22 protein-coding genes and 1 pseudogene are annotated in these 26,142 nt (G+C 71.3%); 9 read left to right on the top strand and 14 right to left on the bottom strand.

Features of this window, described 5'->3' with window-relative positions; genetic code table 11:
• Positions 1-96: 96 nt before the first annotated feature.
• Entirely contained in the window at positions 97-1,749 is a 1,653-nt protein-coding gene (locus tag ACIBHY_RS46440; protein ID WP_397310089.1) for an alkaline phosphatase D family protein, read from the bottom strand.
• Between the two features lie 129 nt (positions 1,750-1,878).
• Positions 1,879-3,486 carry an AMP-binding protein gene (locus tag ACIBHY_RS46435; protein ID WP_397252915.1) on the bottom strand — a complete coding sequence of 536 codons (1,608 nt, stop codon included), beginning with the start codon at positions 3,484-3,486 and terminating at the stop codon, positions 1,879-1,881.
• 70 nt (positions 3,487-3,556) lie between these two features.
• On the opposite strand from ACIBHY_RS46435, the gene ACIBHY_RS46430 reads away from it, so the two are divergent.
• The gene (locus ACIBHY_RS46430; RefSeq protein ID WP_397252916.1) at positions 3,557-4,384 is read left to right on the top strand and encodes a LuxR C-terminal-related transcriptional regulator; all 828 of its coding nucleotides are present in this window, start codon (positions 3,557-3,559) and stop codon (positions 4,382-4,384) included.
• On the opposite strand, the gene ACIBHY_RS46425 is transcribed toward ACIBHY_RS46430, so the two are convergent.
• Both ACIBHY_RS46425 and ACIBHY_RS46420 read right to left on the bottom strand, forming a co-directional pair.
• A complete protein-coding gene (locus tag ACIBHY_RS46425) occupies positions 4,381-5,181 on the bottom strand; it encodes a pyridoxamine 5'-phosphate oxidase family protein (protein WP_397310088.1) in 801 nt (266 codons plus the stop codon). The two genes, ACIBHY_RS46430 and ACIBHY_RS46425, sit on opposite strands and share 4 nt — an antisense overlap.
• 2 nt (positions 5,182-5,183) lie before the next feature.
• A complete protein-coding gene (locus ACIBHY_RS46420) occupies positions 5,184-5,630 on the bottom strand; it encodes a VOC family protein (protein WP_397252918.1) in 447 nt (148 codons plus the stop codon).
• Between the two features lie 81 nt (positions 5,631-5,711).
• Here ACIBHY_RS46420 and ACIBHY_RS46415 point away from each other — a divergent pair, with 81 nt between their 5' ends.
• The 6 genes from ACIBHY_RS46415 (at position 5,712) to ACIBHY_RS46390 (ending at position 13,735) form a co-directional block, all read left to right on the top strand.
• Positions 5,712-6,242 (top strand): ABATE domain-containing protein, encoded by a 531-nt coding sequence (locus ACIBHY_RS46415; protein WP_397310087.1) that lies wholly within the window; start codon positions 5,712-5,714, stop codon positions 6,240-6,242.
• Positions 6,242-9,241: a BTAD domain-containing putative transcriptional regulator gene (locus tag ACIBHY_RS46410; RefSeq protein ID WP_397310086.1), complete on the top strand. Its 3,000-nt coding sequence runs from the start codon at positions 6,242-6,244 to the stop codon at positions 9,239-9,241. Before ACIBHY_RS46415 ends, ACIBHY_RS46410 begins: the two co-directional genes overlap by 1 nt.
• 58 nt (positions 9,242-9,299) lie before the next feature.
• Positions 9,300-10,229: an ATP-binding cassette domain-containing protein gene (locus ACIBHY_RS46405; protein WP_397310085.1), complete on the top strand. Its 930-nt coding sequence runs from the start codon at positions 9,300-9,302 to the stop codon at positions 10,227-10,229.
• Positions 10,229-10,996: an ABC transporter permease gene (locus tag ACIBHY_RS46400; RefSeq protein WP_397310084.1), complete on the top strand. Its 768-nt coding sequence runs from the start codon at positions 10,229-10,231 to the stop codon at positions 10,994-10,996. Before ACIBHY_RS46405 ends, ACIBHY_RS46400 begins: the two co-directional genes overlap by 1 nt.
• Complete coding sequence (locus ACIBHY_RS46395; protein ID WP_397252923.1) at positions 10,993-12,183, top strand: erythromycin esterase family protein; 1,191 nt, start codon at positions 10,993-10,995, stop codon at positions 12,181-12,183. The genes ACIBHY_RS46400 and ACIBHY_RS46395 overlap by 4 nt, the downstream gene beginning before the upstream one ends.
• A 70-nt stretch (positions 12,184-12,253) precedes the next feature.
• Complete coding sequence (locus ACIBHY_RS46390; protein ID WP_397310083.1) at positions 12,254-13,735, top strand: hypothetical protein; 1,482 nt, start codon at positions 12,254-12,256, stop codon at positions 13,733-13,735.
• Between the two features lie 15 nt (positions 13,736-13,750).
• Here ACIBHY_RS46390 and ACIBHY_RS46385 read toward each other — a convergent pair whose 3' ends face one another.
• Genes ACIBHY_RS46385 through ACIBHY_RS46345 form a run of 9 tightly spaced genes read right to left on the bottom strand, consistent with a single transcriptional unit; the run spans position 13,751 to position 22,702 of the window.
• Positions 13,751-14,449 (bottom strand): SRPBCC domain-containing protein, encoded by a 699-nt coding sequence (locus tag ACIBHY_RS46385; protein WP_397310081.1) that lies wholly within the window; start codon positions 14,447-14,449, stop codon positions 13,751-13,753.
• Between the two features lie 2 nt (positions 14,450-14,451).
• Complete coding sequence (locus ACIBHY_RS46380) at positions 14,452-15,036, bottom strand: ArsR/SmtB family transcription factor (protein ID WP_397252926.1); 585 nt, start codon at positions 15,034-15,036, stop codon at positions 14,452-14,454.
• Between the two features lie 55 nt (positions 15,037-15,091).
• A complete protein-coding gene (locus ACIBHY_RS46375) occupies positions 15,092-16,090 on the bottom strand; it encodes an aldo/keto reductase (RefSeq protein ID WP_397310080.1) in 999 nt (332 codons plus the stop codon).
• 2 nt (positions 16,091-16,092) lie between these two features.
• Positions 16,093-17,226 carry an N-methyl-L-tryptophan oxidase gene (solA, locus tag ACIBHY_RS46370; RefSeq protein WP_397252928.1) on the bottom strand — a complete coding sequence of 378 codons (1,134 nt, stop codon included), beginning with the start codon at positions 17,224-17,226 and terminating at the stop codon, positions 16,093-16,095.
• Positions 17,227-17,243: 17 nt separating this feature from the next.
• Complete coding sequence (locus tag ACIBHY_RS46365) at positions 17,244-18,005, bottom strand: amino acid ABC transporter ATP-binding protein (RefSeq protein WP_397252929.1); 762 nt, start codon at positions 18,003-18,005, stop codon at positions 17,244-17,246.
• A complete protein-coding gene (locus tag ACIBHY_RS46360) occupies positions 18,005-18,937 on the bottom strand; it encodes an amino acid ABC transporter permease (RefSeq protein WP_397252930.1) in 933 nt (310 codons plus the stop codon). Before ACIBHY_RS46360 ends, ACIBHY_RS46365 begins: the two co-directional genes overlap by 1 nt.
• A gap of 2 nt (positions 18,938-18,939) precedes the next feature.
• Entirely contained in the window at positions 18,940-19,887 is a 948-nt protein-coding gene (locus tag ACIBHY_RS46355) for an ABC transporter substrate-binding protein (RefSeq protein WP_397310079.1), read from the bottom strand.
• Between the two features lie 26 nt (positions 19,888-19,913).
• On the bottom strand, positions 19,914-20,876 hold the full coding sequence (locus ACIBHY_RS46350) for a hypothetical protein (RefSeq protein WP_397252932.1): 963 nt from the start codon (positions 20,874-20,876) through the stop codon (positions 19,914-19,916).
• Positions 20,873-22,702 (bottom strand): lyase family protein, encoded by a 1,830-nt coding sequence (locus tag ACIBHY_RS46345; RefSeq protein ID WP_397310078.1) that lies wholly within the window; start codon positions 22,700-22,702, stop codon positions 20,873-20,875. The genes ACIBHY_RS46350 and ACIBHY_RS46345 overlap by 4 nt, the downstream gene beginning before the upstream one ends.
• 166 nt (positions 22,703-22,868) lie before the next feature.
• Between ACIBHY_RS46345 and ACIBHY_RS46340 the strand changes: the two genes are divergently transcribed.
• On the top strand, positions 22,869-24,002 hold the full coding sequence (locus ACIBHY_RS46340) for an aminotransferase class I/II-fold pyridoxal phosphate-dependent enzyme (RefSeq protein ID WP_397310077.1): 1,134 nt from the start codon (positions 22,869-22,871) through the stop codon (positions 24,000-24,002).
• 5 nt (positions 24,003-24,007) lie between these two features.
• Positions 24,008-24,388, top strand: a complete 381-nt coding sequence (locus ACIBHY_RS46335; protein WP_397252935.1) for an ACT domain-containing protein — start codon at positions 24,008-24,010, stop codon at positions 24,386-24,388.
• Positions 24,389-24,508: 120 nt separating this feature from the next.
• Here the strand turns inward: ACIBHY_RS46335 and ACIBHY_RS46330 are convergent.
• A pseudogene (locus ACIBHY_RS46330) lies at positions 24,509-25,901 on the bottom strand (FAD-dependent monooxygenase).
• Positions 25,902-26,142: the final 241 nt, after the last annotated feature.

Here is a 26,142-nt window from a genome sequence, read left to right as displayed (position 1 = left end):
TCCCTGGCTCCACACCTACAATCACCACCGCGGACACACCGCACTCAACGGCCAACCACCCGCCAGCCGCGTGCCTAACCTCTCAGGACAGAACACCTAGCGGGCGCTCTGCTCGGCCAGGTGGTCGAGCGGGCCGGCCACGTCCGGGACGAAGCGGACGCCCACGGGCGGGTTGTCGGCGGTCTGGTGCAGACCGGGACGGCCCGCCTCGACGGCGAAGCAGGCCCGGGTGGAGACGGGCGCGCCGGGCCGGGAGACGTACGGGACGACCTGGTAGTCGACGGTGAGCGTGTCCGGGGTGGCCTTGGCCCGGACGTAGCCGCGCTGCACGTTGTGGAACTTCAGGTGCGGGTTGGCCCGCATGAAGATCTGCCCGATCCGGTCCTGGTCGGCGCCGTCCTTGCCGGAGGAGATCGAGGTGCCGGCGAACTCCACGCCCATGACCGGGGCGTTCGGGTCGTCGAAGTCCGTGGTGAGTTCGGCGGCCAGGCTGCGGTGGATGTCGCCGGAGATCACCACGGGGTTGCGCACCCCGCGGTGGACCATCCCGGTGAGCAGCCGGTCGCGGGCGGCGGCGTAGCCGTCCCACAGGTCCATGCCGAACGACTGGACGTCCGGGCTCGCGTCGTGGTCCAGCGGAGCCATGAGCAGCTGGTTGGCCAGGATGTTCCAGGTGGTGTGGGAGCGGCCGAGGCTGTCGAGGAGCCAGGCCTCCTGGCGCACGCCGAGCATGGTGCGGTTCGGGTCCAGGCGCTCGGCGCAGCCGGCCTTCTCGCCGTCGCCGCAGGGCTGGTCGTCGCGGTACTGGCGGGTGTCCAGCACGCTGAACGCGGCCAGCCGGCCGAACGCCTGCCGCCGGTAGAGCCGCATGTCGGCGCCCTGGGGCAGCGCCGATCGGCGCAGCGGCATGTGCTCGTAGAAGGCCTGGAAGGCCGCGGCCCGCCGCTGCAGGAAGACCTGGCGGTCCTGGTCCGGCTCGGTGTCGATCTGGGAGATGTCCTTGGCCCAGTTGTTCTCGACGTCGTGGTCGTCGACCGTCACCATCCACGGGAACGCCGCGTGCGCCGCCTGCAGGTCGGTGTCGGTGCGGTAGAGGGCGTGGCGGTTGCGGTACTCGGTGAGGGTGAAGGTCTCCTTGAGGTACTGCTCGGGCAGGGCGATCCCGCGTACGCCGCCGGTCGCGCCGACGCCGTACTCGTACAGGTAGTCGCCCAGGTGAAACAGGACGTCGAGATCCTCCTGGGCCAGGTGCCGGTAGGCGGTGTAGAAGCCTTCGTACCAGTTCTGGCAGGAGACGAAGGCGAAGGCCAGGCTGTCCGGGCGGGCGCCGGGCGGGGGAGCGGTCTTGGTACGGCCGGCCGGGCTGATCTCGCCCCCGGCGCGGAAGCGGTAGAAGTAGTCGCGCCCGGGGCGCAGGCCGTGCAGTTCGACGTGGACGCTGTGGCCGTACTGGGGCCGCGCGAGCGTGTGGCCTTCGCGGACAACGCGGCGAAAGCCCTCGTCGGCGGCCACCTGCCACTGCACGGGCACGGGCCGCTCGGGCATGCCGCCGCGGCCGTCGACGGCGAGCGGGTCGGGGGCCAGCCTGGTCCAGAGCACGACCCCGTCGGGGGCCGGGTCACCGGAGGCGACACCGAGGGTGAAGGGGGTGGATGAGGCGCTGGCCGCGCCGGCCCAGCCGGGGATGGCCGCGGCCGAGCCGGCCACGAGGGTGGCGGTGAGGAAACCCCGGCGGGAGACCTTGTTCATGCGCGCTCCTGTGGTTCATGGGAGAAGGGCGCGCCCACCCCACCATGAACACAGGAGCCCGAAGTGATCTAGAAGTTGATATTTCCCGACATCGTGATGAAGGGATCATTTGTTCAGAAATTCTGTCCACTATCCGGGGAGGTCCAGGAGCTCCACCGCCCGCTCCCTCATCTCGACCTTGCGGATCTTGCCGGTGACCGTCATCGGGAACCGCTCGACCAGGTGAATGTAGCGGGGGATCTTGTAGTGGGCCAGGCGGCCCGCGCAGAACTCCCTGACCGCCTCGGCCGTCAGCGGCTCCGCGCCGGGGCGCATGACGATCCAGGCCATGAGCTCCTCGCCGTACTTGCTGTCCGGCACGCCGATCACCTGCACGTCGGCCACGTCGGGATGGGTGTAGAGGTACTCCTCGATCTCGCGCGGGTAGACGTTCTCACCACCGCGGATGACCATGTCCTTGATCCGGCCGACGATGTTGACGTAGCCCTCCTCGTCCATGGTGGCGAGGTCTCCGGTGTGCATCCAGCGGGCGGCGTCGACGGCCTCGGCCGTCTTCGAGGGCTCGTCCCAGTAGCCGAGCATCACCGAGTACCCGCGCGTGCACAGCTCGCCCGGCTCGCCGCGGGGCACCACCAGCCCGGTCTCCGGGTGCACGATCTTGACCTCCAGGTGCGGCATGACCTGCCCGACCGTCTCGGTACGGCGGGCCAGCCCGTCATCGCGCCCGGTCATCGTGGACACCGGGGAGGTCTCGGTCATGCCGTAGCAGATCGCCACCTCCTCCATGTGCATCTCGCCGGCCACCCGCTTCATCACCTCGACCGGGCAGGGCGAGCCCGCCATGATGCCGGTGCGCAGGCTGGACAGGTCGAACTCGGCGAAGCGCGGGTGGCCGAGCTCGGCGATGAACATGGTCGGCACGCCGTACAGGGAGGTGCAGCGCTCGCTCTCCACGGCCCGCAGCGTGGCCTCGGGGTCGAAGCCGGGCGCGGGCAGCACCACGCACGCGCCGTGCGAGGTGGCCCCGAGGTTGCCCATGACCATCCCGAAGCAGTGGTAGAGCGGCACCGGCAGGCACACCCGGTCGGCCTCGGTGTAGCCGAGGCCCTCGGCGACGAAGTAGCCGTTGTTGAGGATGTTGTGGTGCGAGAGCGTCGCGCCCTTGGGGAAGCCGGTCGTGCCCGAGGTGTACTGGATGTTGATCGGGTCGTCGAAGGAGAGCGTGGCGGCGCGCTCGCGCAGAGCCGCCCGGTCGGCGCCGCGGCCGCTCGCCACCAGCTCCTCCCAGCCCCGCTCGCCGATGAAGACCACCTGCTCGAAGCCGATCTCGGCGAGCATCGCCCGGTAGTCGCCGGTCTTGAACGCCACCGCGCTGACCAGCAGCCGCATGCCGGACTGGCGGACCACGAAGTCCAGCTCGTGCCCTCGGTAGGCCGGGTTGACGTTGACCAGGATCGCGCCGATCTTGGCGGTGGCGTACTGCGTCAGCACCCACTCGGCGCAGTTCGGCGCCCAGATGCCGACCCGGTCTCCCTTGGCGATGCCCCTGGCCATGAGGCCGAGCGCGACCTCGTCGACGGCGGCGTCGAACTCGGCATAGGTCCAGCGCCGTCCGCTCGCCACGTCGACCAGGGCCTCACGGTCGGCGAAGCGGGCCGCGGCGCGCTCCAGATTGTCCCCGATGGTCTGGCCCAGCAGAGGAAGCGCGGAGACGCCTGACGCGTGTGAGTCACCCATGACGGAAGCATCCGGCAGGGTCCTGCCCGGCGCTACCCCCGTTCGGGGGTGGCCGTGCCATGCTGGAGTAATGGTGGCACTGCGGGCGGCGCTGGCCCGGATGCGGCACGTCACCGGCCTGCCCGTGCTGTTCGGCGGCACCGTGACGGCGGGCCGTACCGTGCGGCTGACCGAGCTGGCCGGGACCACGACCGGCGCGCTGCGCGGGCTGGCCATCCGGGCAGGCAGCGGCCTGGGCGGCCGGGTGCTGGTCACCGCCCGGCCGGGCAGCGTCGAGGACTACGCCACCGACGCGCGCATCAGCCACGAGTACGACCAGCCCGTGGGCGCCGAGGGCCTGCGGGCGATCGCGGCCGTCCCGGTGGTCGTGGGGGAGAGCGTCGGCGGGCTGCTGTACGGCGGCATCCGCGAGCCGCTCACCCTCGGTACCCGCGTGCTCGACGCCATGGGCAGGATCGCCGCCCGGCTCGGCGTGGAGCTGGCCGTACAGGCTGAGGTGGAGCGGCGGATGGCCGAGCTGGAGACCGCCGCGATCACCCGCGCGGCCCGCGAGCGGCCGACCGGGCCGGAACGGGAGAACCTGCGTGAGGCGCACGCCGAGCTGCGCTCCATCGCCCAGGAGATCACCGACCCGGCCCTGCGCGAGCGCCTGCGGGACGTGTGCGAGCGGCTGGGCGCGCCGCACGCGCCGCCGCCCGCGCGCAACCCGCTCTCGCCCCGCGAGATCGACGTGCTGTCGCTGGTCGCGGTGGGCTGCGGCAACGCCGAGGCCGGCGAGCGGCTGGGGCTTCGGCCCGAGACGGTCAAGAGCTACCTGCGCGGCGCGATGCGCAAGCTCGGCACCCACACCAGGATGGAGACCGTGGTGGCGGCCCGGCGCGCGGGCCTGCTCCCCTAAGGGCGCAGGGCCCAGCGCAGCGGGCTGTCCCCGATGGTCTCCGCGACCTCCTCCACCTCGAAGTCGATCATCCGCTGCTCGCCGCTCCAGTCGGCGCGGGCGCGACCGGCCAGCCGCAGGGTGTGCCCCCGCTCCCAGTCCACGAACAACAGCCCGGCGGCCGGTTCCAGCTCCAGGTTCCCGAGCGTCAGGAACATGAAGTTGCCCAGGTAGTCGGCCCAGCGCAGCCGTCCGGGCTCCGGCACGTCCACGAAGCCGGGCGGGCCGCCGCGATGTGAGACGTCCGCGCCCTGACCGTCCGCGCGGGTGGCGATGAAGAAGGTGTCGGCGCTCTCGATCCACCGCCGGTGCCCGTCGGTGAGCGCCGCGTGCTCCACGGTACGGCGCGCCTCCGGCTCGGCCACCGAGGTGATCTCCCTGATCACGATGTACTTGGGGCAGTTCGCGATCACCTGGTCGGTCTCGATGACCAGCCGGTCGCCCTCCTGCGTGGCGGTGCCGTTGACCCGCATGCGCCGCCGCGTCCACGGCTCGATCGCCAGCGTCCCGATCTCCCCGCCGGCCTCGAACGGCGGCTGCCCGCGTACGGCCAGCGTCGTCGCCCCGAGCGGCTCGATGAATCCGGGCTCGCCCGTCATCAACCCGATCCGCGAGCCCGTGCCGACGACCAGCATCCGCTGGCGGCGCAGGAACTCCCTGGCCACCTCGGGCAGCTCGGGGCGGGCACGGGCCGAGCCGAGCAGCTTCGTGATGCCCGCGCGCCGCTGCGCGCTCACCTCACCGGGATGAATGCCCATGGCTAGAAGAATCCGCAGGTGGGGGCGTCCTCGTGCGGGGCGGGGGTGGTGACTCCCTCGGTCACGTAGATCTCCAGCCGGGTGCCGTCGGGGTCTTCGAAGAACAGCCCGCCGGATTCGCGGCCCGTGCCGTGCGGGACGATCCCGTCGTGCCGGATGGCCACGCCGAGCTCGCGCAGCCGGGCCTCGATCGCCTCCAGTTCGTCGATGCCGGGCGCTTCGAAGGACAGGTGGTGCAGTCCGGGCCGGTCGCCGTCGAAGCGTCCCGAGCTCTGCTCCCACAGCGTGAGCACGAGTTCCTCCGGGCGGCCGAGCCGGGCGTAGCGCCAGTCGCCGCCGTCGGTCTTGCCGTACAGGCCGAGGCCGAAGACCTGGCAGTAGAAGTCGATCGAGCGGTCGAGTTCGGTGACGTTGAGCCCGACGTGCCCGGTCTGGAGTGCGGTCGCCACAGAGCGACTCCCTTCTAATGGATGTATCGCAATTCAAGCATTAGCCGCTAATGGGTGCAAGTGCGGGGTAGCATTAGCAGAGTGGTGCACATCGCCGTCGCCTTCGCCAACACCGTCCGCGTCTCCACGGGGGACGCGCTGGCCACTGCCGCCGGTCTCACCGCATGGCTGCGTGAGCGGCGCTCCGAGCTGGAGGTACGCCTGGACGAGGCCGACCTCCTGGCGATCGGTGACGACGAGGCCGCCGCCGCCCGGCGGGCCCGCGACGCCGTACGCGCCCTGATGGGAGGCGCGCAGGAAACGGACGAGCACGTCCGCGCGCTCAACGACGCGGTGCGGGCGGCGCCGCGATGGCGTGAGCTGACATGGGGTGAGCCGCCGTCGGTCACGGCCCGTTCGGCGCGGCCGCCCGTCCTGGCGGCCGTCGCCGAGGTGGCCGAGCAGGCGATCCTGCTGCTGACCGGCCCCGACCGCGACCACGTACGGCCCTGCGGGGCGCCCGGCTGCGTGCAGTTCTTCCTGAAGGAGCACCCGCGCCGGGAATGGTGCTCGACCGGCTGCGGCAACCGCGTGCGGGTGGCCCGCCACTACGCCCGCACCAAGGGCGCGTAATGCGCGTGGGGGTCCTGGGCCCGCTGGAGGTCACCGACGGCGGCGGCGAGAAGGTGCAGGTCGGAGGCGCCCGGCTGCGCGCGCTGCTGATCCGGCTGGCTCTGGACGCGGGCAGCGTGGTCGCGGTGGAGGCGCTCACCGGGGCGCTCTGGCCGCAGGACGGCCCGGCCGACCCCGTGCACTCCCTGCACTCCCTCGTCTCCCGGCTGCGCCGCGCCCTGCCGGCGGCCATCCTGCAAGTTCCCGGCGGGTACCGCCTGGAACTCCCGCCCGACGCCGTGGACGCTCTGCGTTTCGAACGCCTGGCGCGTCAGGGCAGGCAGGCGCTGCGCGAGGACGACCCGCAACCGGCCGTGGAACGGCTGCGCGCGGCACTGGCGCTCTGGCGCGGCGAGGCGCTGACCGACGTGGCCGACGCACCCTACGCATGGGCCGCCGCCGCGAGGCTCCACGAGCTCAGACTGGCCGCCACAGAGGACCGGATCGCCGCCGAGCTGCGGCTGAGCGGAGACCACTCCGCCCTCGTGGCCGAGCTGGAGGAACTCCTCGCCGCCCACCCCCTTCGTGAACGGCTGCGGGCCCTGCTCATCGAAACCCTCCACGCCACCGGCCGCCGGGCCGAAGCGCTCGCCGCCTTCGAGTCCTTCCGTGCGACGCTGGCCGAGGAACTGGGCGCCGGCCCCGGACCGGAACTGAAAGAGCTCCACCTGGCTCTTTTGCGCGCAGAAAGCCCCGTACGCGGCAACCTGCGCGCGCCGCTGTCCAGCTTCGTCGGCCGCGTCGAGGAGCAGGCGCACCTGATCCGGCAACTGAACGAGCGGCGGCTGGTCACGCTCCTCGGCCCGGGTGGCGTCGGCAAGAGCCGGCTGGCGACGCGGGCCGCGAGCGAGCTGGCGGCCGGGTTCCCCGGCGGCGCCTGGCTGGTCGAGCTGGCATCGGTGACCGACCCGGCGGCATTGCCGCAGACCATCGTCACCACCCTGGGCCTGACCGGTCCGGGCAGGCCGGGCGACCAGATGGGACGGCTGGCCGACGCGCTGCCCGCGAGCCCGACGCTCATCGTGCTGGACAACTGCGAGCACCTGATCGACGCCGCCGCCCGCCTCGTCGAGGACCTGCTCGGCCGGTGCCCGCACCTGCGCGTCCTGGCCACCAGCCGTGAGCCGCTCGGCCTGCTCGGGGAGGCGCTGAGCCCGCTCGCGCCGCTGCCCGCCGCCGACGGGGTACGGCTGCTCGCCGACCGGGCGGCGGCCGTGCGGCCCGGGTTCACGCTGAGCGAGGAAGGCCGGGCCGCCGCCGAGCGGATCTGCGCGCGCCTGGACGGGCTGCCGCTGGCGATCGAGCTGGCGGCGGCGCGGCTGCGGTACGCGAGCGTGGAACAGGTGGCCGCCGGGCTGGGCGACCGCTTCCTGATGCTGACCGGCGGCAGCCGTACGGCGTTGCCGCGCCATCGCACGCTGCGCGCGGTCGTGTCGTGGAGCTGGGACCTGCTGTCGCGGGAGGAGCGGGCGGCGGTCGAACGGCTCGCGGTCTTCCCCGGCTCGTTCACGCCGGAGGCGGCGGCCCGCGTGTCGGGGTGGGCGGCGGTGGAGGACTTCGCCGACCGTTCGCTGCTGCAGTTCGTGCCGGGGCCGCAGCCGCGCTACCTGATGCTGGAGACCGTCAGGGAGTACGGCCTGGAACGGCTCGCGGAGTCCGGCGGGCTGGCGGAGGCCAGGGCGGCGCATGCCGCCTACTTCGCCGAGCTGGCCGAACACGCCGAGCCGCGGCTGCGCGGGGCCGGACAGCTCACCTGGGTCCGGCGGCTGCGGGCCGACCGGGACGATCTGCTGGCGGCGGTGCGGTTCGCCGCGGATTCCGGGGACGCGGCCACCGCGTCGCGGCTCGGGGCCGGCCTGCGCTTCTTCTGGACGATCGCGGAGGATCCGGGCGAAGCGGCAGCCCTGCTGCGCGGGGTGCTGAACGTGGCGCCGCATCCGGAGGTCGCGGCGGCGTACCTGCTCAATCTGGTTCTGGCCGCGGAAGGGGGCCGCGCCAAGGGCGAGGCCGGCGGGCTGCTCGCGCTCGCGGCCGGGTGCGAGCGGCCCGCGACCAGGGCGATGATCGAGGCTCTTGTCGCGCTGATCACCGGTGACGCCGCGTCCGGGCTGGCCGCGATCGACGCCGGTCTGCCCCGATCCGCGGCGTGGGATCGGGGGGTGTTGTGGTTCGTGCGGTCGTTCCTGGACGGCGGCCTCGGGGACATGGAGGCGATGCGCACCGATCTCGGGCAGGCGGCGACGGCGTTCCGCGCCTGCGGCGAGCACTGGGGACAGGCGACCGCGCTGAGCTACCTGGCCTTCGCCCGCACCACGCTCGGCGACTTCGAGGCGGGCGCCGCGGCGCTGGAGGAGTCGATCGGGCTGGCGCGCGACCTCGGGACCGGCGACGGACAACGGGTCTGGCTGGCCATGGTCCGCAGCCACACCGGGCAGACGGCCGCGGCCCGCGCGGAACTGCTCGACGTCCTTCGCGGCAACCCGCCCGCGAGCCGGCTCGGGCTCGCCCGGGTCCAGCTGGCCAACCTCGCCCGCTTCGACGGCGACCTCGACGCCGCCGCCCGGCACCTGGCCGAGGCGGCCGTGAGCAGAGACCCGCTCTTCCTCCTGGCCCGCGCCCAGCTGGCGGTGGCCAGAGGCGAGGACGCCGGGCCCGACCTGGCCGAGGCGTTCGCCCTGGCCCTGGAGATCTGGGACATGCCGCTGGTGGCCATGGCCGCGGTCGCCGTGGCCTCCTGGCGCCTGGCCACCGACGCCTCGGAGGCGGCCGGAGTGCTCGGCGCCGCGCACGCGTTGAGAGGCGGCCCCGACGCCCGCCACCCCGACGTCGAACTGCCGGCCCGCGTCCTCCGCGCCGAACTGGGCGAGCCCGCCTACCACGCGGCGTACGAGCACGCCCGCCGCCTCGACCGCGCGGTCGCGATCTCCCTCGTCAAGGCCGCGCTCGCTCACACGCGCTGAGCGCTCCTGCGAGGGATCTGTGGGCGGTCTGCGAGGACCGCCGGGCACGGTGGCCCCCATGACGTACGCGTTCCAGGCGGAAGGCCTGGTCAAACGGTTCGGGAAGACGACGGCGCTGGCCGGCGTCGACCTGGCGGCCCTGCCGGGCACGATCTTGGGCGTACTCGGCCCCAACGGCGCGGGCAAGACGACGGCCATCCGGGTGCTGGCCACGCTGCTGCGCCCCGACGAGGGCCGCGCCGAGGTGGGCGGCCTCGACGTCGTCAGGCACGCGCCGCGGGTCCGCAAAATGGTCGGCCTGACCGGCCAGTACGCCTCGGTGGACGAGGACCTGACCGGCACGGAGAACCTCGTCCTCCTCGGCCGCCTCCTCGACCTGCGCAAACCCGAGGCCGAACGGCGCGCGAGCGAGCTGCTCGGCCGCTTCGGCCTGGCCGAGGCCGCCGGCAAGCGGGCCGGAACCTACTCCGGCGGCATGCGCCGCCGCCTCGACCTGGCCGCCGGGCTCGTCGGCGAACCGAGCGTCGTCTTCCTCGACGAGCCCACCACCGGCCTCGACCCCGGCCGCAGGGAAGACCTGTGGCGCATGATCCGCACCATCGCCGACGGCGGCGGCACGGTCCTGCTCACCACCCAGTACCTGGAGGAGGCCGACGCCCTGGCCGACGAGATCTGCGTGATCGACCACGGCCGGGTCATCGCCCAAGGCACCCCGGCCGAGCTCAAGCAGGTCGTCGGCGGGCAGACCATCGTGGTACGGCCCAAGGATCCGGCCGAGCTGGCGCGGGCGGCGGAACTGACCGCCAAGGCCACCGGCCGCGAGCCCGCGAGCGTGGCCGCAGGAGTGCTGACCGTCGCCGTCGACGGCGGCGCCGCGTTCACCGCCGTCGTCGGGGCGCTGGCCGAGGCCGGCATCGAGGTCGCCGAGCTGTCGCTGCGGCTGCCCAGCCTGGACGAGGCCTTCTTCGCACTGACCGGAGCCGCGTGATGCCGTTCGCCCTGCTCCGGCACAGCCTGCTCCTGGCCGGGCGCGGTCTGCGCAAGACTCGCCGCAACCCGGGCATCCTGTTCGACGCGCTGTTCCTGCCGATCGTCTTCCTGCTGATGTTCGTCTACCTGTTCGGCGGCGCCGTCGCCGGGTCGCCGCAGGCGTACCTGCAGTACATCTTCCCCGGCACGCTGGTGATGTCGACGCTCATGGCCGGCCTGCTGTCCACCGGCGTCAGCCTCAACGTCGACATCAAGAAGGGTGTCTTCGACCGGTTCCGCAGCCTGCCCATCGGCCGTTCCGTGCCGCTGATCGGCTCCGTCGTCGGCGATCTCATCAGGTACGGCGTCGCGCTCGTCACCCTGTTCCTCCTCGGCTACCTCCTGGGCTTCCGGGTCAGGACCGACCTGGTGTCGGCGCTGGCCGCCTGCGCCCTGGCGGTCACTCTCGGCTTCTGCATGAGCTGGATCAACGTGCTCGTCGGAGTGCTCATCAAGGAGACCTCGATCGTGCAGAGCGTCGGGTTCCTGGGGATCTTCCCGCTGGCCTTCGGCACCAACATGGTCGCGCCCACCGAGACACTGCCCGGCTGGCTCCAGGCCTGGGTCAACGTCAACCCCGTCACCCACGCCATCGACGCCACCCGCGGCCTGCTCCTTGGCGGGCCGGTCGCCACCGCGGCGAGCACCACCCTCATCTGGTCGGCCGGTTTCCTCGTCGTCTTCGTCCCCCTCGCCGTCATCGCCTTCAGGAGGCGCAACCAGTGAACATCGTCGAATCCCGCTCCCTCGACCCCATGGACCCCCTCGACGACCTCGAACCCCTGCTCGACCTGGTCGGCGACGCCCGGGTGGTGGCGATCGGCGAGAGCTCCCACCATGTGCGCGAGTTCTACCTGCTGCGCCACCGCCTGCTGCGCCTTCTCGTCGAACGCCGCGGCTTCACCGTCTACGCGCTCGAAGCCCCGTACACCGACGCGCACACCATCGACGCGTGGGTACGCGGCGGACCCGGCACCGTCGAGCAGGTCGCCTCCGCCGGCATCGACCACGGCATGGGCGACTGCCGGGAGATGCACGACCTCCTGCGCTGGATGCGCGAGCACGAGCGCCCCCTGCGCTTCGCCGGCTGCCTGGCCGGCGTCCCGCGCACCGCCCTGCGCGCGGTCGCCGCGTACATGAAGGAGGCGGACCCCGACGCGTACCCCCTGGCCGACCGGGCCTTCCGGCTGGCCGGCGGCGACCGCGAGGTGCCCAGCATGAAGGCCATGATGGACCACGCCCGCCGCCCGATCGCGGCGCAGGACGAGCTGACCGTGGCGATCAGCCGCCTGCTGGCGCGCATGGAGACGATGGCCGGATACCAGCGCGGCCAGGGCCGCGCCGCCCAGCACGCGGCCGCGTTCCAGCATCTGCGCAACGCCTGGTACCTGGACCACGGGGGCCGCGACCTCGGCGGGCGCGGCATGGCCGTGGGCACCGCGTGCCTGGACGCCTTCGGCGCCGAGAGCGTGCTGCGGCTCGTCGACGAGGGCGCCCGCGTCGTGGTGGCGACGCACAACACCCACATCCGCAAGACGGTGATCGAGCACGAGGGCGACTTCGGGCTGTTCCCGCAGGGCTACCACCTGGCCCAGGCGCTCGGCCCTGACTACGTCTCCATCGCCGCCACCAGCCTCGGTGGCCGCACCTCCGCCGGGCGGGTCGCGCCCGAGCACCCGCTGGGCTTCGAAGCGGTCGACGTCGAACTGCCCGCTTTGGCCGAGGGCAGCGTCGAGACGCTCTTCGACGGCGGCGCGCCCCTGGCCATCGCCGACCTGCGCGGCCACGACCCGGAGGCGTTCACGCGGATCAGGATGCTGGACTACTTCATGGACGTCCCCGTCGTCCGGGCCTACGACGCGGTCGCCTGTGTCCCGGAGACCCGGTCCGCCGAGACCTTCAGGCAGGCGTGAAAGTCGTCGAGCGCCCGAGGCACCCCCGGACAGGCTGATCCCGAGCGTTCAACCAACCTCTGGAGTGCCGATGACATCGCGACAACGCCGGCTGGCCGTCGGCGTCATGCTGGCCACGTTATGCACGTCCCTGCTGCAGGCCTTGCCGGCCGCGGCGGGCACCCCCACGATCGACAGGCAACCGGCGTCACCCGGGATCGTGCTCTCCGCGGCCGACTGGGATCGGATCCGCGCGGACCCGTCCCCTGCGGCAAGCCCTTCAAAGGACACGTCCCCGCTGCTGCCGAAGCGCGGCATCGCCGCCGTGGCCAGGGAGTCGCGGATCAACGCCGCACGCATGGAGGTGAACGGCCCGCGAACGGCGAAGACGCCGCTGGCGCCCCCACCGATCGGCGAGAACCCCGACCCCAAAGCGCTGGCCGACTGCTTCACCCCGGCGGCGGACAGCCGCACCGGCCACATCCTGAACCGCTTCGTGTTCTGCCAGCGCGTCAAGGCGGAAATGCCGGTCGACGTCTTCCAGAACGGCCGGCTGGTCCGCATCGGAACCACGAAGTTCACCTACGAGTTGATCACCCAGGGCGACAATCACCAGCGCAGGACCCGTATGTTCGGCCGCATCCAGAAGGGTTCGGTCCGTCATGAGGGGACGTTCTTGTGGCGGACGATCGCGCCCGCCTGGCCGTTCTACCTCGTCGGCAAGTGCGAGCAGAGCGGCGTCGCCTGCCCGGTCGCCCACGCGCCGGTCGTGTTGCCGTTCCGCCAATGGGACGATGAGACCCTCTGGTGGAAGTGGGACACCGTCAACCAGGCCGCCAACGCGGAAGGCCGGGACCGGATCACCCTGCACGACTCGTGGCTGGAGCTCGGCTCCGCCATTTCCGGCGGCCTCGTGACCCGGCCCGGCCACAGCGCCCCGCGCATCGTCCGCTGCGACTCGGCGGATTACTTCCGGCTCGGCGGCGGCCATTACGAGGCGGCGTGCGTCTTCGCCGAGACGACTCCGCGCCTGACGTGGGAGATCGGGAAGGCCCCCCACGCGGAAGTGGCCCTTCATATCGCCAACGCCCAGGACTTCCCCAACGCCACCTGGCCCCGCCTGGTGCCCGATGGGCAGCCCCCGCCCCGAGACAAGATCATCCCCGGCAAGTACAAGCCCGGCGACCCTGACGCGCCCGGCCTGCACCGCATCAGGACCGAGCAGTCGGGGACGATACCGCCCGACCCCGAGCACAGGAGAAACGGCGAGCGCAAGACCGGCGCCTGCTACGGAGAAGGTCCATACGCCGCCGAGTACTTCGGCCTGGGCCTGCCCGTCCGGCCGCGCCCCGGAGAGCAGTGTGACGAGTACCCTCCGGCCTCCACGTTGGAAGGCGCCGACCATCCTGAGTACGACTTCTCCGTCCGCGCAGTGCTCACGGACGGCAACAGCCGTGCCGGCATCGCGCTTCGCGACTACTACGTCCATGACCGGATGCTCCTGTGGGACGTCAGCCTTCCTCTGGAGCGAAACGACCGCTTCTACTTCGAGATCCTGACCCCGGCCAAGTGACGCGCCCCCACGGCCTCATTGATCCAGCCAGGACTTCCAGTCGATGCCGGGGTCCTCGGTGAACAGGTGGTGGGAGGCGATCATGGGGCCGTGGAAGCCGCGGATGAAGCGGTACAGGGCGGTGGGCGTGCGGACGGCGACGTTCTGGGAGTTGACGAAGTAGACGACTCCGTCCTCGCCGGCCAGCCGTACCCGATCGCCCTTCCGCGCCAGGCGGGGCAGGCCGAGCTTCTTGGCGAGGTCGTGCCAGGCCTGCTCCCAGCCGGGCACGGGCGGGCCGAAGACGGTGAGGGGGGTGGCGGTGCGGCCGGGGAAGTGGGTCAGGTACTCCACCAGCGTGGCGAAGAACAGCTCCAGGCCCGCCGACATCGCCTCGAACTCGTCCTGCCAGTCGTCGCCCGGCAGGAAGCCGCTGGTGACGGCGCGCAGCACGGTGGTGCCGCCGGACTGGGCCTCGATGAGGAACTCGTAGGCGACGAAGCGGCCGTCGGGGGCGGTCTCGGTGCCGTGGGCGAAGCGGGCGCCGGGGTCGGCCCCGGTGATGCGGGTGGTGGGGGAGTAGTCGCCGAACACGGTGGTGACGGCGCCGTCGGCGACCTCGTTGCGGCCCATGAACCAGGAGTCGATGCCGGGCCCGGTGGAGATGGCCGCCCAGATCTCCCCGGGCGTCGCGGGCACCTCGGTCCGCTGCTCGATCTCGAACTCGTGGCCCATGCTCACGACTCCCTCGTGCTGGGGTGGACGGCGACCACGATGCGATGGTCCCGCCCTGATGCGGCCTCTTCGTCGTGGTATTTCGAGACCAGCGTAGTGACGGCCTGCGTGAGCTCCTCCGCGAACGCCGCCCGCGCGGCCGGGGTGGCGAAGCGCACCTCGCCGTCCAGCGCGAACGTCGCCACCCGCTTGCCCGCCTTGGCCGAGCCCGTGATGAGCGCGCCCACGTCACGGACCAGCCGTGCGGCCAGCGCCAGCAGCCAGCGCGCCGACAGCCGGTCCGGCGACTGGGCCGGATCGGGCTGCACGGCGGCCAGCGCGACGGGGGAGATCACGTAGGAGGCCGCGGTGGCACGCAGCAGCCGCTCGGTCGCGTTGCCCTTGCGCCGTTCCTCGACGAGTTCGACCAGGCCGTGCCGTTCGAGCGTGCGCAGATGGTAGTTGACCTTCTGGCGCGGCAACCCGACGCGGGCGGCCAGCATCGCCGCGGAGGCGGGCTGGGCGAGCTCGGCCAGGAGCCTGGAACGCATGGGATCCAGCGACACCTCGGCGGCGGCCGGGTCCTCGATCACGGTCACGTCGAACATGCCTCTACGATCTCACCGACAACTAAATCTGACAAGACGGTGAAGATTGTCGGTACTACCAGGCGTACGCCTCGGGGGCCGGGCCGCCGGGACCCGGGAAGATGGCGTCCAGCGCGGCCAGCCGGTCCTCGTCCAACCGGATCGTCAGCGCCTTCAGCGCGAGCGTCAGCTGCTCGACCGTGCGGGCGCCCGCGATCGGAGCCGTCACGCCCGGCTGGTGCAGCAGCCACGCCAGGCCGACGGCCGCGGGATGCTCCCCGATCTCATCACACAGCCGCTCGTAGCGTTCCACCCGGTCCCTGTCCTCGCGCAGACCCGCCTCGGCGCGGCCCGCCCTGCCCCGCGCGATCTCCCGCTTGCGCAGGATGCCGCTGAGCAGACCGCCGTGCAGCGGACTGTACGGCAGGACGCCGATCCCCAGATCACGGCACGCGGGCAACACCTCAAGCTCGATCGTGCGCCGCATGAGGCTGTAGATGCTCTGCTCGACGACGAAGCCGAACTCGCCGAGCCGTTCGGCCGCCGACTGCCCGCGCACGATGTGCCAGGCCGCGTGGTTGCTGGTACCGAAGTACAGGACCTTGCCCTGCCGGCGCAGCAGCGACAACGCCGCCCAGATCTCCTCCCACGGCGTCGACCTGTCGACGTGGTGCAGCATGAAGATGTCGAGGTGGTCGGTGTTGAGGCGGCGCAGCGACTCCTCACACGCCCGGCGCAGGCGCCGCGCCGACAGCCGGATGTCGTTCACGCCCGGCCCCATCGCGCCGTAGGCCTTGGTGGTCAGCACGATCTGGTCACGGCGGGACGGCGTCTTGGACAGCCAGGTTCCGATGATCTCCTCGGTCCTGCCCTTCTCCGGCTCCAGCCCGTACACCTGCTTGTTGGCGTCGGCGCCGTAGACGTCGGCGGTGTCGACGAGGTTGACGCCGCTGTCCACGGCCAGGTCGAGCAGCCGGTGGGAGGTCGCCTCGTCGGTCAGCGGGCCGAAGTTCATGGTGCCGAGGGCCAGCCTGCCGACCTGGAGACCGGAGCGGCCGAGGTGGGTGTATTCCATGGTCATGCTCCGAAGCGGGTGGGGGAGAAGGCCGACAGGTCGAACTCCGAACCGCCGTCGAGGGCGAGCTGGGCGCAGATCTGGCCGACGGCGGCCGCGTGCTTGAAGCCGTGGCCGGAGAAGCCGCCGGCGAACACCACCCGGCCACCGGCGCCCACCGGGCCGATGACGAAGTCGCCGTCGGGACTCTTGGAGTTCATGCAGGCCATCGCCTTGCTGACCCGCGGGACGAGGCCGGGGAAGGCGGTCGCGCAGTACTCCTCGATCGGCGCCAGGTCCTCGCGCGCCGGGTCGCGCCAGTTGTCCTCGGGCCGTTCCAGCCACGCCTTCTTCGCCTGCGGGCCGCTGATGCCGACCTTGACGCCGACGCCGTCCACGTCCGGGATGCCCCAGCCGTGCGCCTCATGGCTCTCGCGGACGAACGTGGGGAATCGGCCGGGGCGATACTCCGCCGCGTCCCCGCGCGCCTTGAACCACGACAGACACGAGCGCTGGGTACGCAGCGGCAGCGACACCTCCGGCAGGAGATCGAGCGTCCAGGCGCCGGAGGCGAGGATCACCCTGGCCGCCGTGAACCGTTCGCCGCCCACGGTCACCGCGACCCGCCCGTCCTGCACGCGCAACTCCGAGACGGGCACGCCGGTGCGGATGTCGGCGCCGGCCCGCCGGGCGGCGCGCACCGCCGCCGTGACGCACGCCTCCGGCCGCAAGACCCCCGCGCCCGGCTCGAAGATCGCCACATCGTCGTCCAGCACGGCATGCTGCGGATAGCGCGCGCGCAGGTCGTCGGGCGTCAGCCACTCGTGGGCGACCTCGCCCGCGGCGGCGCTGGCCAGCGCGTCCTCGATGAGCTCGCCGCCGTCGGTGCCGATCACCAGGCCGCCGGACGGCTCGAACAGCCGCCCGCCGTCCCGCTCAAGCTCCTTGATCAAGTCGAGGGTACGGCGGGCCAGCGGCACGTACTCCTTGCCCTCGAAGAGGATCTGCCGGTAAATACGGGACCCGCCGTGCGAGGACCCGCGCGCATGGCCGACGTCGAACTGCTCGACGCCGAGCACCGAGGCGCCGCGCGCGGCGGCCTGCCAGGCGGCCATGGAGCCCATGGCGCCCAGCCCGATCACGATGACGTCTCTCATGGATGTGCTCCCATCTGTCACAACACCTTGGACAGGAATGTCTGGGTACGCAGGTGCCGCGGCCTGGCCAGAACCTCGCGCGGGTCACCCGACTCGACCACCACGCCGTCGTCCATGAAGACGAGCGTGTCGCCGACCTCCCGGGCGAAGGCCATCTCATGGGTGACGACGATCATCGTCATCCCCTCGCGGGCCAGGCCCCGCATGACGTCGAGCACCTCGCCGACCAACTCGGGATCCAGCGCGGAGGTCGGCTCGTCGAACAACATGAGCCTGGGCCGCATCGCCAGCGCCCTGGCGATGGCCACGCGCTGCTGCTGGCCGCCCGACATCTTGGCCGGATAGCTGTGCAGCTTCTCGGCCAGCCCCACCCGGCGCAGCAGTTCTTCGGCGTGCGCGGTGGCGGCCGCCTTGCTCTCCTTCTTCACCAGGCAGGGGCCGAGCACGACGTTCTCCAGCGCGGTGAAATGCGGGAACAGGTTGAAGCTCTGGAAGACCATGCCGATGCGGGCGCGCTGGCGGCAGACCTCCTTGTCGTTGAGCTCGTGCAGCGCCTCGCCGCTCTGCCGGTAGCCGATGAGCTCGCCGTCCACCCAGAGCCGGCCTCTGTTGATCGTCTCCAGGTGGTTGACGCAGCGCAGGAACGTGCTCTTGCCCGACCCCGAGGGGCCGACCAGGCACATCACCTGCCCTTCGTCCAGGGACAGGTCGATGCCTTTGAGCACGTGGTTGCGCCCGAAGTGCTTGTGCACCCCCTCCGCGCGGACCAGAGCGGACATCAGCGGTCCTCCTTGACGTGGGCGCGGCGGGCGGCCAGGTTGCGGCGCAGGCGGGAGCCGTACGAGTCGCCGGGGTCGCGGTCGGGGGAGAAACGGCGCTCGATCCGGGTCTGCACGGAGGTCAGGATCGAGGTCGCCAGCAGGTACCAGATGCTGGCCACGAGCAGCAGCGGGATGGTCTGGAAGTTGCGCCCGTAGATGATCTGGACGCTGTAGAGCAGTTCGGGGATGGCCAGCACGCTGATCAGCGAGCTGGTCTTGAGCATCGCGATCGTGTTGTTGCCCGTGGGCGGGATGATCACCCGCATGGCCTGCGGGAGCACGATCCTGCGCATCGTCATGCTCTTGGACAGGCCCAGCGAACTGGCCGCCTCCAGTTGCCCCTTCGGCACGGACACGATCCCCGCCCGGACGATCTCGGCCATGTACGCGCCCTCGTTGAGCGCCAGCCCGAGCACGCCCGCGATGAACGGGGTGATGAGCGTGTTGGCGTCAAGGGTGGCCAGCGTCGGCCCGAACGGCAGGCCGAGCTGGATCGTCGGGTAGAGCGCGCTCAGGTTGAACCAGAAGATGAGCTGGACCAGCAGCGGCGTACCACGGAAGAACCAGATGTAGGCCGCGGCCGTCCACGACAGCACCTTGTTGTCCGAGCTGCGCATGACCGCGAACAGCACGCCCAGCACGATGCCGAGGACCATGGCGATCGCGGTGAACTGCAGCGTGAGCAGCAGCCCGTTGAGCACGCTGCCGTCCAGCAGGTACCTGGCCACGATCTCCCACCGGTAGCGGGGGTTGGTGACCATGGACGTCACCAGCAGCGCCAGCAGGCCCAGCACCACCGCCGTGGCGACCCACCGCCACGGGCGCCGCACCGGGACCGCCTTGATGTCGGCGTCGGGCCGCCGGCTCTTCCGCACGGTGCCGGTCGCCATCGCTAGGCACACCCTTCCTTGATCGCCTGCGGGAAGATCTCGTCGCCGTCCTGCACCTGCGCGGGGTCGGTGAAGATCTCCGACTTCTCGATCGCGCCGTCCACGACGCCCCACTTGCCGGCTATGCGGGTGTAGTGGCCCTGCTGCAGCAGCCTGGTCATCGCCTCCTGCAGCACCGCGTTCATCGCGGAGTTGCGCTTGGGTACGGCGATGCCGGACAGGCTGTGCGGCGTCCGGTAGGTCCCCGTCACACAGAGCGTGCCCTCCGACTGCTTGGCCGCCCACTCCACAGCCGGCTTGTCGGCGCTCACCACGTCGGCGCGCCCGCTGGACAGTGTCAGCACCGCCTGGTTCTGGTCCGGGATCCTGATGATCTGGACGGGCTTCCTGCCCGCGCCCTTGCAGTAGGCGTCGGCCTTCTCCAGCCGCTCCACCTGCGAGGTGCCGCTCTGGACGCTCACCCGCAGGCCGCAGACGGTGTCCTTGAAGTCGTTGACCTTGATGCCGCTGCCCTTCTTCACCAGGAAGCCGCCGCCGTTGAGGTAGTTGGAGACGAAGTCGACGACGCCCAGGCGTTCCTTCTCGATGCCGAACCCGGCGATCCCGATGTCGTACCTGCCCGCCTCAAGGCCGGGGATGATGTTGTCGAAGGAGGTGTTGCGCCACTCCACCTTCAGGCCGAGCAGCCTGCCGATGGCGTCGCCGGTGTCGATGTCGAAGCCGACCAGCGTCTTGTTGTCCTCGGCGAAGAACTCCAGCGGCGCGTAGGGCGCGTTCGTGCCGATGATGAGCGTCCCGCGGTCGCGGATCTCCTTCGGCACGCCGGCGGCGAGCTTGTCGTCCTTGGCGATGTCGACGGCCTTTTCCGCCAGGTCCGGCGCTGTGTTGACGCCGCACGCGGTCAGCGGCAGCAGGGTCACGAGGGCGACGAAGAAGATGCGGTTGTTCATGGTGTCACCAACTTGCTGTGCGCGGTTCAGGGGCTGGGTGCGCCGGCCGACGGCGCCCGCCGTACGGCGGAGTCGTGGCCGGTCAGTGAGAGCGCGCTCGCCGTGCGAACCGTGAGGTCGCCCCCGATCAGGACCAGCTCCGCGGCGTGGATGGCCGACGACTGTCCCGACGTCGGCACCTCCTCGCCGAAACTGTCCCGTCCGGTCTGCGCGTAGTAGAGGATGGCCGCCCGGTCGTGCGCGACCGGATGGATGTACGGCTGCCGCGGCGCGTGGCCGGGCACGGTCAGGGCGCCCCGGTGTTCCCATCGGCGCAGGTCGGGCGAGCGGTAGACGGCCGGACCGGCGCGGGTCTCGGCGACCATCCACCCCTGGCCGCCCAGCGTGAACACCGCCGGGCCCTCGTGCCAGTCGGCCAGCGCCCGCTCCTCGACCTTCCACCCGTCGAGGTCGTCGCTGACGGCCAGCCAGACGGAGCCGCCGCGGTTCTCGTCCTTGAACCAGAGCCCGAAGCCGCCCTCGGGCAGCGGGTGCACGTGAGGGTCCACGGCGTGGTCGGTGCCGAGGTCCACGCGTCCCGCGTGCGACCAGGTCCACAGGTCGGGGCTGGTCAGGTGGTGGATCTGGCGGTGCCACGGGCTCGGCCTGCCGTGGGTGTCCCAGGCGGGGTCGTCGGGCACGCCTCTGATGAACGTGACGAACATGTGGTGCAGGCCGTCGTGCCGGATCACGTCGGGGCCCCAGAAGGTGTTGAGACCCGGTTCGACCGGGAGGTCCAGGGTGCCGCGGTAGAGCCAGCTCCCACCGCCGTCGGCCGAGCTGGCGGCGGCGACCCGGCCGCCGTGACAGCGGCCGATCCTGGGTGCTCCGCCGATCCGCGTGTTGGCCCGGCGGTGGACGAACAGGCACCACCACGTGGACTCGGCGCCGTTCCAGACGAGCACGGGATCGGTGGCACCGTCGTGGATCGGGTCGGTGATGAGGGTCATGGGGTGCCTGCCGCGTGGTTCAGGTCGGTGATGGGTGAGGGTTCCAGGGGAAAGTGGGTGACGGCGTAGGCGTGGCCGTGCTCGACCGCCGACTCCACCGCCTCGCGCAGGGAACCGCGCAGGTTGTCGCGGACCGCGTCCTCGTTCCACGCCATCCCGTCCAGGCACCGGGTGGCGAACAGCAGGGCCACGCGTTCCAGACGGCGCAGGCCGCGCAGGAGTTCCGCGGTGACCACCGGGGCCCAGGGGGTGACCTCGAGTTCGCCGGCCGCGCAGGCCAGGTGGACGGTGTGGGCGCCGCCTTCCAACTGGAAGGAGACCTGCATGACCAGTTCGGGGATGACCGGGTTCACCTTGCCCGGCATGATCGAGGAGCCTGCCTGCATGGGCGGCAGCCGTACCTCCGCCATGCCGCCCACCGGGCCTGAGGACAGCAGCCGCAGATCGCTCGCCACGCGGGCGAGCACGCGTCCGCCTCTGGCCATGGCGTCGGCGACGGAGGCCAGGCTCTCCAGCGATGCGATGCCCTCGGACAGGTTCGCGGCGGGCTCCAGGGCGAGTCCGGTCTCCTCGGCCAGCCGTTCCAGGGCCAGCTCCGCGAAGCCGGGCGGGGCGCCGAGGCCGGTGCCGATCGCGGTCGCGCCGAGCGGCACCCCCCGCAGCTCACCGGCCGCCGACTCCAGCAGCCTCGCGGCCGACAGGACCGCGCTCGCCTGCCCGTCGTGCACAAGTCCAGCCGGTACGGGCACCGCGTCCTGCAGGCAGGTGCGTCCCAGTCTGTCCAGCGACCGGTAGCGCGCGGCCTGGCGGCGCAGCGACTCGGCGACCACCCGCAGGGACCGCACGGTCGCCTGGGCCGTGGTCAGGACGGCGAGGTTGAGCGCGGTGGGCATCACGTCGTTGGTCGACTGCGACCGGTTCACGTGATCATGCGGATCGACCCGCATTGCGTGCCCGCGCGGCTCGCCGCCCGTGGCCTGGCCGTACGGATCCGCCCGCGCTTGGTGTCCTCTCGGACCCTCGTGCGCACCATGTCCTCTCGGACCCTCGTGCGCGCTGTGGTCTTTCGGACCCTCAAGCGTGTTGCGGCGGCCCGGGTCAGCCTCCGTGGTGTCGCCGCCCGGGTCAGCCCCCGAGGTGTGGCCGCCGGGGTCAGCCTCCGTGGTGTGGCCGCCGGGATCAGTCCACGCGCTGCCGTCGCCCGGATCCATCCTCGTGGTGTGGCCGCCCGGGTCGGTTTCCGTGGTGCGGCCCTCCAGGCCGGTGCCCGGAGTGCGCCCGTGCGGATCCATCTGCGTGCGGAGGGCCCCTGGGCCGGTCCGCGTGTTCTGGCTGCTCGGGTTGACTTCCGTGGGGTGGTCTCGCGCATCGGTCCACGGGTGTTCGGGTGGGGCGGCCGGTGGCTGGCGGCCGTCTGGGTCGGCGTGCGGGGTGTGGCTGTTCGGGGTGGGTTCTGGTGCTGTGGCGAGGAGTTCGGTGGCGCGGGTGGCCAGGACCTCGTTCATGTTCATGTTGGTCGAGGTGCCTCCACCTCCCTGCACCACGTCGAGCGGGAAGTGCTCGTGCAGGTCACCGGCGGCGATCTCCGCGGCCGCGGCCATGATGGCGTTCCCGATCTCCTCGGGCAGCACGCCGAGCTTGACGTTGGCCCATGCCGCCGCGCTCTTGACCTGCGCGAGCGCGGTCAGCAGGGCGGGGAACTGGCGCAGCGACTCGCCGCCGAGACGGAAGTTCTCGCTGGCCCGCGCCGTATGGATGCCGAACAGGTCGTTCGAGGAAAGTCTGATCTCGCCGAGGAGGTCGTGTTCGACACGGTTCTGATCCATAGCATCACCCCTCACTTGAAAGGTTGCCTGGTAGGTAGACAGCCAGACTCCATGGGGAAAGAGGGCGTGTCAATCCCTAAATATGCAGACAACGGACACCCTTGACAGGATTTCAGGCGTCAGGCAACCTGCCAGGCAACCTGACCTGTTCGCCGAAGGAGTGCCTGTGACCTTCCAGACGTTCGAGCTCGAGAACTGGCAGTCCGACCACGAGCAGACCGTGCGCTTCAACCTCGCCGACTCGACCGTCGACCCCGTCACCGTGGCCGACCTCGTCGAGGACGGCGAGGACCTGGAGCGGATCATGTCCGTGCCGCTCTACTACCCGGAGGTCAACGGCGAACGGTCCCTGCGCGGCCTCATCGCCGGTCTCCACGACGGCGTCGGCACTGACGACGTGCTGGTCACCGTGGGCGCGTCCGAGGCCAACGCCGCGATCGTCGACGCGCTCTGCGAGCCGGGCGACCGCGTCGTGGTCATGGAACCCGGCTACCGCCAGGTCTGGGGCCTGGCCCGCAACCGCGGCTGCGACGTGGCGGCGTTCGAACTGCGCGCCGATCGCGGCTGGGCGCCCGACCTGGAGCAACTCCGCCAGGTCGCCACCCCCGGCACCAGGCTCATCTACGTGTGCAACCCCAACAACCCGACCGGCTACATCCTCACCAGGGAGGAGATGGCCGAGATCGTGCGGATCGCCGAGGACTGCGGCGCCTGGCTCGTGGCCGACGAGGTCTACCGGGGCAGCGAACGCCTGACCGACGACGAGACGCCGTCGTTCCTCGGCATGACCGACAAGGTCATCGGGGTGGGCAGCCTGTCGAAGTCCTATGGTCTGTCCGGTCTGCGCATCGGCTGGGCCGTATGCGCTCATCCTGAGCTCGCCGACCTGTGGCGCCGGCACGAGTACGTCGCGATCGCGACCGGCCGCCTCGACAACCTCCTCGCCGAGTGCGCGCTCAGGCCCGCGGCCAGGCGGCGGCTGTTCGAGCGCAACCGCGCCTGCGTGCGCAGAGGTTACGACCTGTTCTCCGCATGGGCGAGGCGGCAGGACGGCAAGCTCGCCGCGCTCCCGCCGATGGCCTCCGCGCTGGCGTTCGTCCGCTATGACAGCGACCTGTCGTCCGTCGAGGTCGGCGACCTGTTCCGGCGCGAGGCGAGCGTGCTGGTCGCGCCCGGCGTGTTCTTCGGCAGGGAAGGATGGTTCAGGATCAACATCGGCATGGACACCGGCTACCTGGCCGAGGCCCTCGACGCGCTCGCACCCGTCGTGGCCGCCCTGCCGCCCGCCTCGGGAAGGTGAAGGACATGGAACTGCTCCTGCTCGCGAATGAGTACTCCGTCTGCCGGCTGCCCGCCACCACCTCCCCGCCCCCGCCACCAGTGGCGGCCGAGCTCTACACGCTGACGGTCACCGCCGAGGAGGTCTCGGTGGTGTGCCGCTCCGGTGCGGAGCCACCCGGGGCCAAGGTGGAGAGCGGCTTCAGCGCACTGCGGGTGGCCGACGCGCTGGACTTCTCGCTCGTCGGGATCCTGGCGTCGCTGACCGCGCCGCTGGCCGAGGTGCGGGTCTCGGTGTTCGTCCTGTCCACGTTCGACACCGACTATCTGCTGGTACGCACCGTCGACCTCCCCACTGCCAAGGCGGCACTGGAAGCCCACGGCCACGTGATCGGCACGGGAACCTGATCGCCCCCGACCCGCCTGGCCCCGACCGCTACCGAGGTCGGGGCCGTGGGAAGACCTGATGGCACGACCGGTGACCGCCGGCCGGCATGGCCGTGTTCCGTCATGCCGGCGGGCGGTGGCTCAGGCGAGATCAGTGGGCGGTTCGCCGAACCAGCGGGAGAGGTGGTCGTCCAGGTCCCGCTGATCGTCGCCGATCCAGGCGACGTGACCGTCGGGGCGGAGCAGGACGCACGGGACATCCAGCTCCGCGGTGGGATCCGCCAGGTGATCGACCCGGTCTGACCAGCCGCCGACGCTCAGCCGTTCGGTGCGGTCCAGCAGCAGGCCGCGGCCGCGATGCAACAGACCATAGAGGTGGCCCTGTTTGACGCCGATGTCACGCAGGCGGCGGCCGAGCAGGTCGGGACCCTCGCCGAAGTCGTAGCGGATGCCGGTCGCGGTGATCTTCTCGATCAGACGGCGGTTCACCTCGTCGAGGTCCATCAGTTCGGTGAGCAGCCTGCGCACGGCCTGCGCGCCCGGTTCGGCGGACAGCAGTTGCGTCTGGGCACGGGTGTTGTCCAGCACGTCCTCGGCGACCGGATGGCGTTCGGCGTGGTAGGTGTCCAGCAATGCTTCCGGCGCCCAGCCGCGGACCTGTGCGGCCAGTTTCCAGCCGAGGTTGAACGCGTCCTGAACGCCCAGGTTGAGGCCCTGACCGCCGATGGGCGGATGAATATGCGCCGCGTCGCCGGCCAGCAGCACCCGACCGACCCGATAATGCTCGGCCAGCCGGGTGGCATCCCCGAAACGCGACAGCCAGCGCGGAGAATGCACGCCGAAATCGGTTCCGGCGATGGCGCGCAACCGTCGTTGGAAATCCTCAAGGGTGGGCGCTTCCGCGCGGTCACTGACGCCCGCGGCGGGAACCACGACGCTGTAAACCCCTTCGCCGAAGGGCCTGAGCCAGAATCGCTGATGGGTCTGACCGATCTCGGCCACCTTGGCGGCGATCTCCTCCTGCGACATGCCTGCTTTCATCTCGCCCATGAGCGTGTCGGACCGTGAGGGCTCGCCGGGGAAAACCGACGCCGAGCAACTTGCGCACCGCACTGCGCGCGCCGTCACAGCCGACGAGATAGCGCGAACGCAGCCTTTCCCCGTCGGCCAGCTCGACGGTCACACCCTCGTCGTCCTGCTCGAAACCGGCGACCGCGCAACCGCGCCGGACCTGCGCACCCAGTGCGATCGCATGTTCTTCAAGGAGATTCTCGATGACCGGCTGCGGAATACCCAGCAGATAGGCGTACGCGGAATCCAGGCCCTTGGGCGCGGGTTTGGGGATGGCGGCGAAGACACCGCCGACCGGACGCTGTCTTCCCTGCCGGAGCAGGCGATCCAGCAGTCCGCGCATCGCCATGAGCTCGAGACTGCGAATATGCAGACTGACTATGCGAACGAACGACGTGGGCTCGGTCTCCTTCTCCAGAACGAGTACCCGCACGTCGTGCAGCCGCAGTTCGGCGGCCAGCATCGCACCGGTCGGCCCGCACCCGGCGATGATCACGTCGTGAAGGAGCGGCGCGCGCCCGGCTCCGGAGACCGGCGACCGGAGAACCTCGCCCGCCCCGTCGTTCGACGGTGGCTCGGCGATGGGCTGCTGAGAGTGCATAGGTGTTGCCTTTCGGGAGTGCCTTGTTGGCGAGGCGCTCCCGGCGACACCTACGTCAATCGCCCGACCGTGACGGTAAGGGGGAGCACCCACATCGCTTTTG

The organism is Nonomuraea sp. NPDC050547, assembly GCF_044457345.1.
Lineage (GTDB): Bacteria > Actinomycetota > Actinomycetes > Streptosporangiales > Streptosporangiaceae > Nonomuraea.
The sequence above is the reverse complement of the archived record's forward strand: the minus strand, read 5'-3'. Positions and strand labels throughout refer to the sequence as shown.

Excerpts from the sequence above, each read along its gene's own strand:
- ACIBHY_RS46440 (WP_397310089.1), bottom strand. The coding sequence starts at position 1,749 with ATGAACAAGGTCTCCCGCCGGGGTTTCCTCACCGCCACCCTCGTGGCC.
- ACIBHY_RS46435 (WP_397252915.1), bottom strand. The coding sequence starts at position 3,486 with ATGGGTGACTCACACGCGTCAGGCGTCTCCGCGCTTCCTCTGCTGGGC.
- ACIBHY_RS46430 (WP_397252916.1), top strand. The coding sequence starts at position 3,557 with ATGGTGGCACTGCGGGCGGCGCTGGCCCGGATGCGGCACGTCACCGGC.
- ACIBHY_RS46425 (WP_397310088.1), bottom strand. The coding sequence starts at position 5,181 with ATGGGCATTCATCCCGGTGAGGTGAGCGCGCAGCGGCGCGCGGGCATC.
- ACIBHY_RS46410 (WP_397310086.1), top strand. The coding sequence starts at position 6,242 with ATGCGCGTGGGGGTCCTGGGCCCGCTGGAGGTCACCGACGGCGGCGGC.
- ACIBHY_RS46405 (WP_397310085.1), top strand. The coding sequence starts at position 9,300 with ATGACGTACGCGTTCCAGGCGGAAGGCCTGGTCAAACGGTTCGGGAAG.
- ACIBHY_RS46400 (WP_397310084.1), top strand. The coding sequence starts at position 10,229 with ATGCCGTTCGCCCTGCTCCGGCACAGCCTGCTCCTGGCCGGGCGCGGT.
- ACIBHY_RS46390 (WP_397310083.1), top strand. The coding sequence starts at position 12,254 with ATGACATCGCGACAACGCCGGCTGGCCGTCGGCGTCATGCTGGCCACG.
- ACIBHY_RS46385 (WP_397310081.1), bottom strand. The coding sequence starts at position 14,449 with ATGGGCCACGAGTTCGAGATCGAGCAGCGGACCGAGGTGCCCGCGACG.
- ACIBHY_RS46380 (WP_397252926.1), bottom strand. The coding sequence starts at position 15,036 with ATGTTCGACGTGACCGTGATCGAGGACCCGGCCGCCGCCGAGGTGTCG.
- ACIBHY_RS46375 (WP_397310080.1), bottom strand. The coding sequence starts at position 16,090 with ATGGAATACACCCACCTCGGCCGCTCCGGTCTCCAGGTCGGCAGGCTG.
- solA (WP_397252928.1), bottom strand. The coding sequence starts at position 17,226 with ATGAGAGACGTCATCGTGATCGGGCTGGGCGCCATGGGCTCCATGGCC.
- ACIBHY_RS46365 (WP_397252929.1), bottom strand. The coding sequence starts at position 18,005 with ATGTCCGCTCTGGTCCGCGCGGAGGGGGTGCACAAGCACTTCGGGCGC.
- ACIBHY_RS46360 (WP_397252930.1), bottom strand. The coding sequence starts at position 18,937 with ATGGCGACCGGCACCGTGCGGAAGAGCCGGCGGCCCGACGCCGACATC.
- ACIBHY_RS46355 (WP_397310079.1), bottom strand. The coding sequence starts at position 19,887 with ATGAACAACCGCATCTTCTTCGTCGCCCTCGTGACCCTGCTGCCGCTG.
- ACIBHY_RS46350 (WP_397252932.1), bottom strand. The coding sequence starts at position 20,876 with ATGACCCTCATCACCGACCCGATCCACGACGGTGCCACCGATCCCGTG.
- ACIBHY_RS46345 (WP_397310078.1), bottom strand. The coding sequence starts at position 22,702 with ATGGATCAGAACCGTGTCGAACACGACCTCCTCGGCGAGATCAGACTT.
- ACIBHY_RS46335 (WP_397252935.1), top strand. The coding sequence starts at position 24,008 with ATGGAACTGCTCCTGCTCGCGAATGAGTACTCCGTCTGCCGGCTGCCC.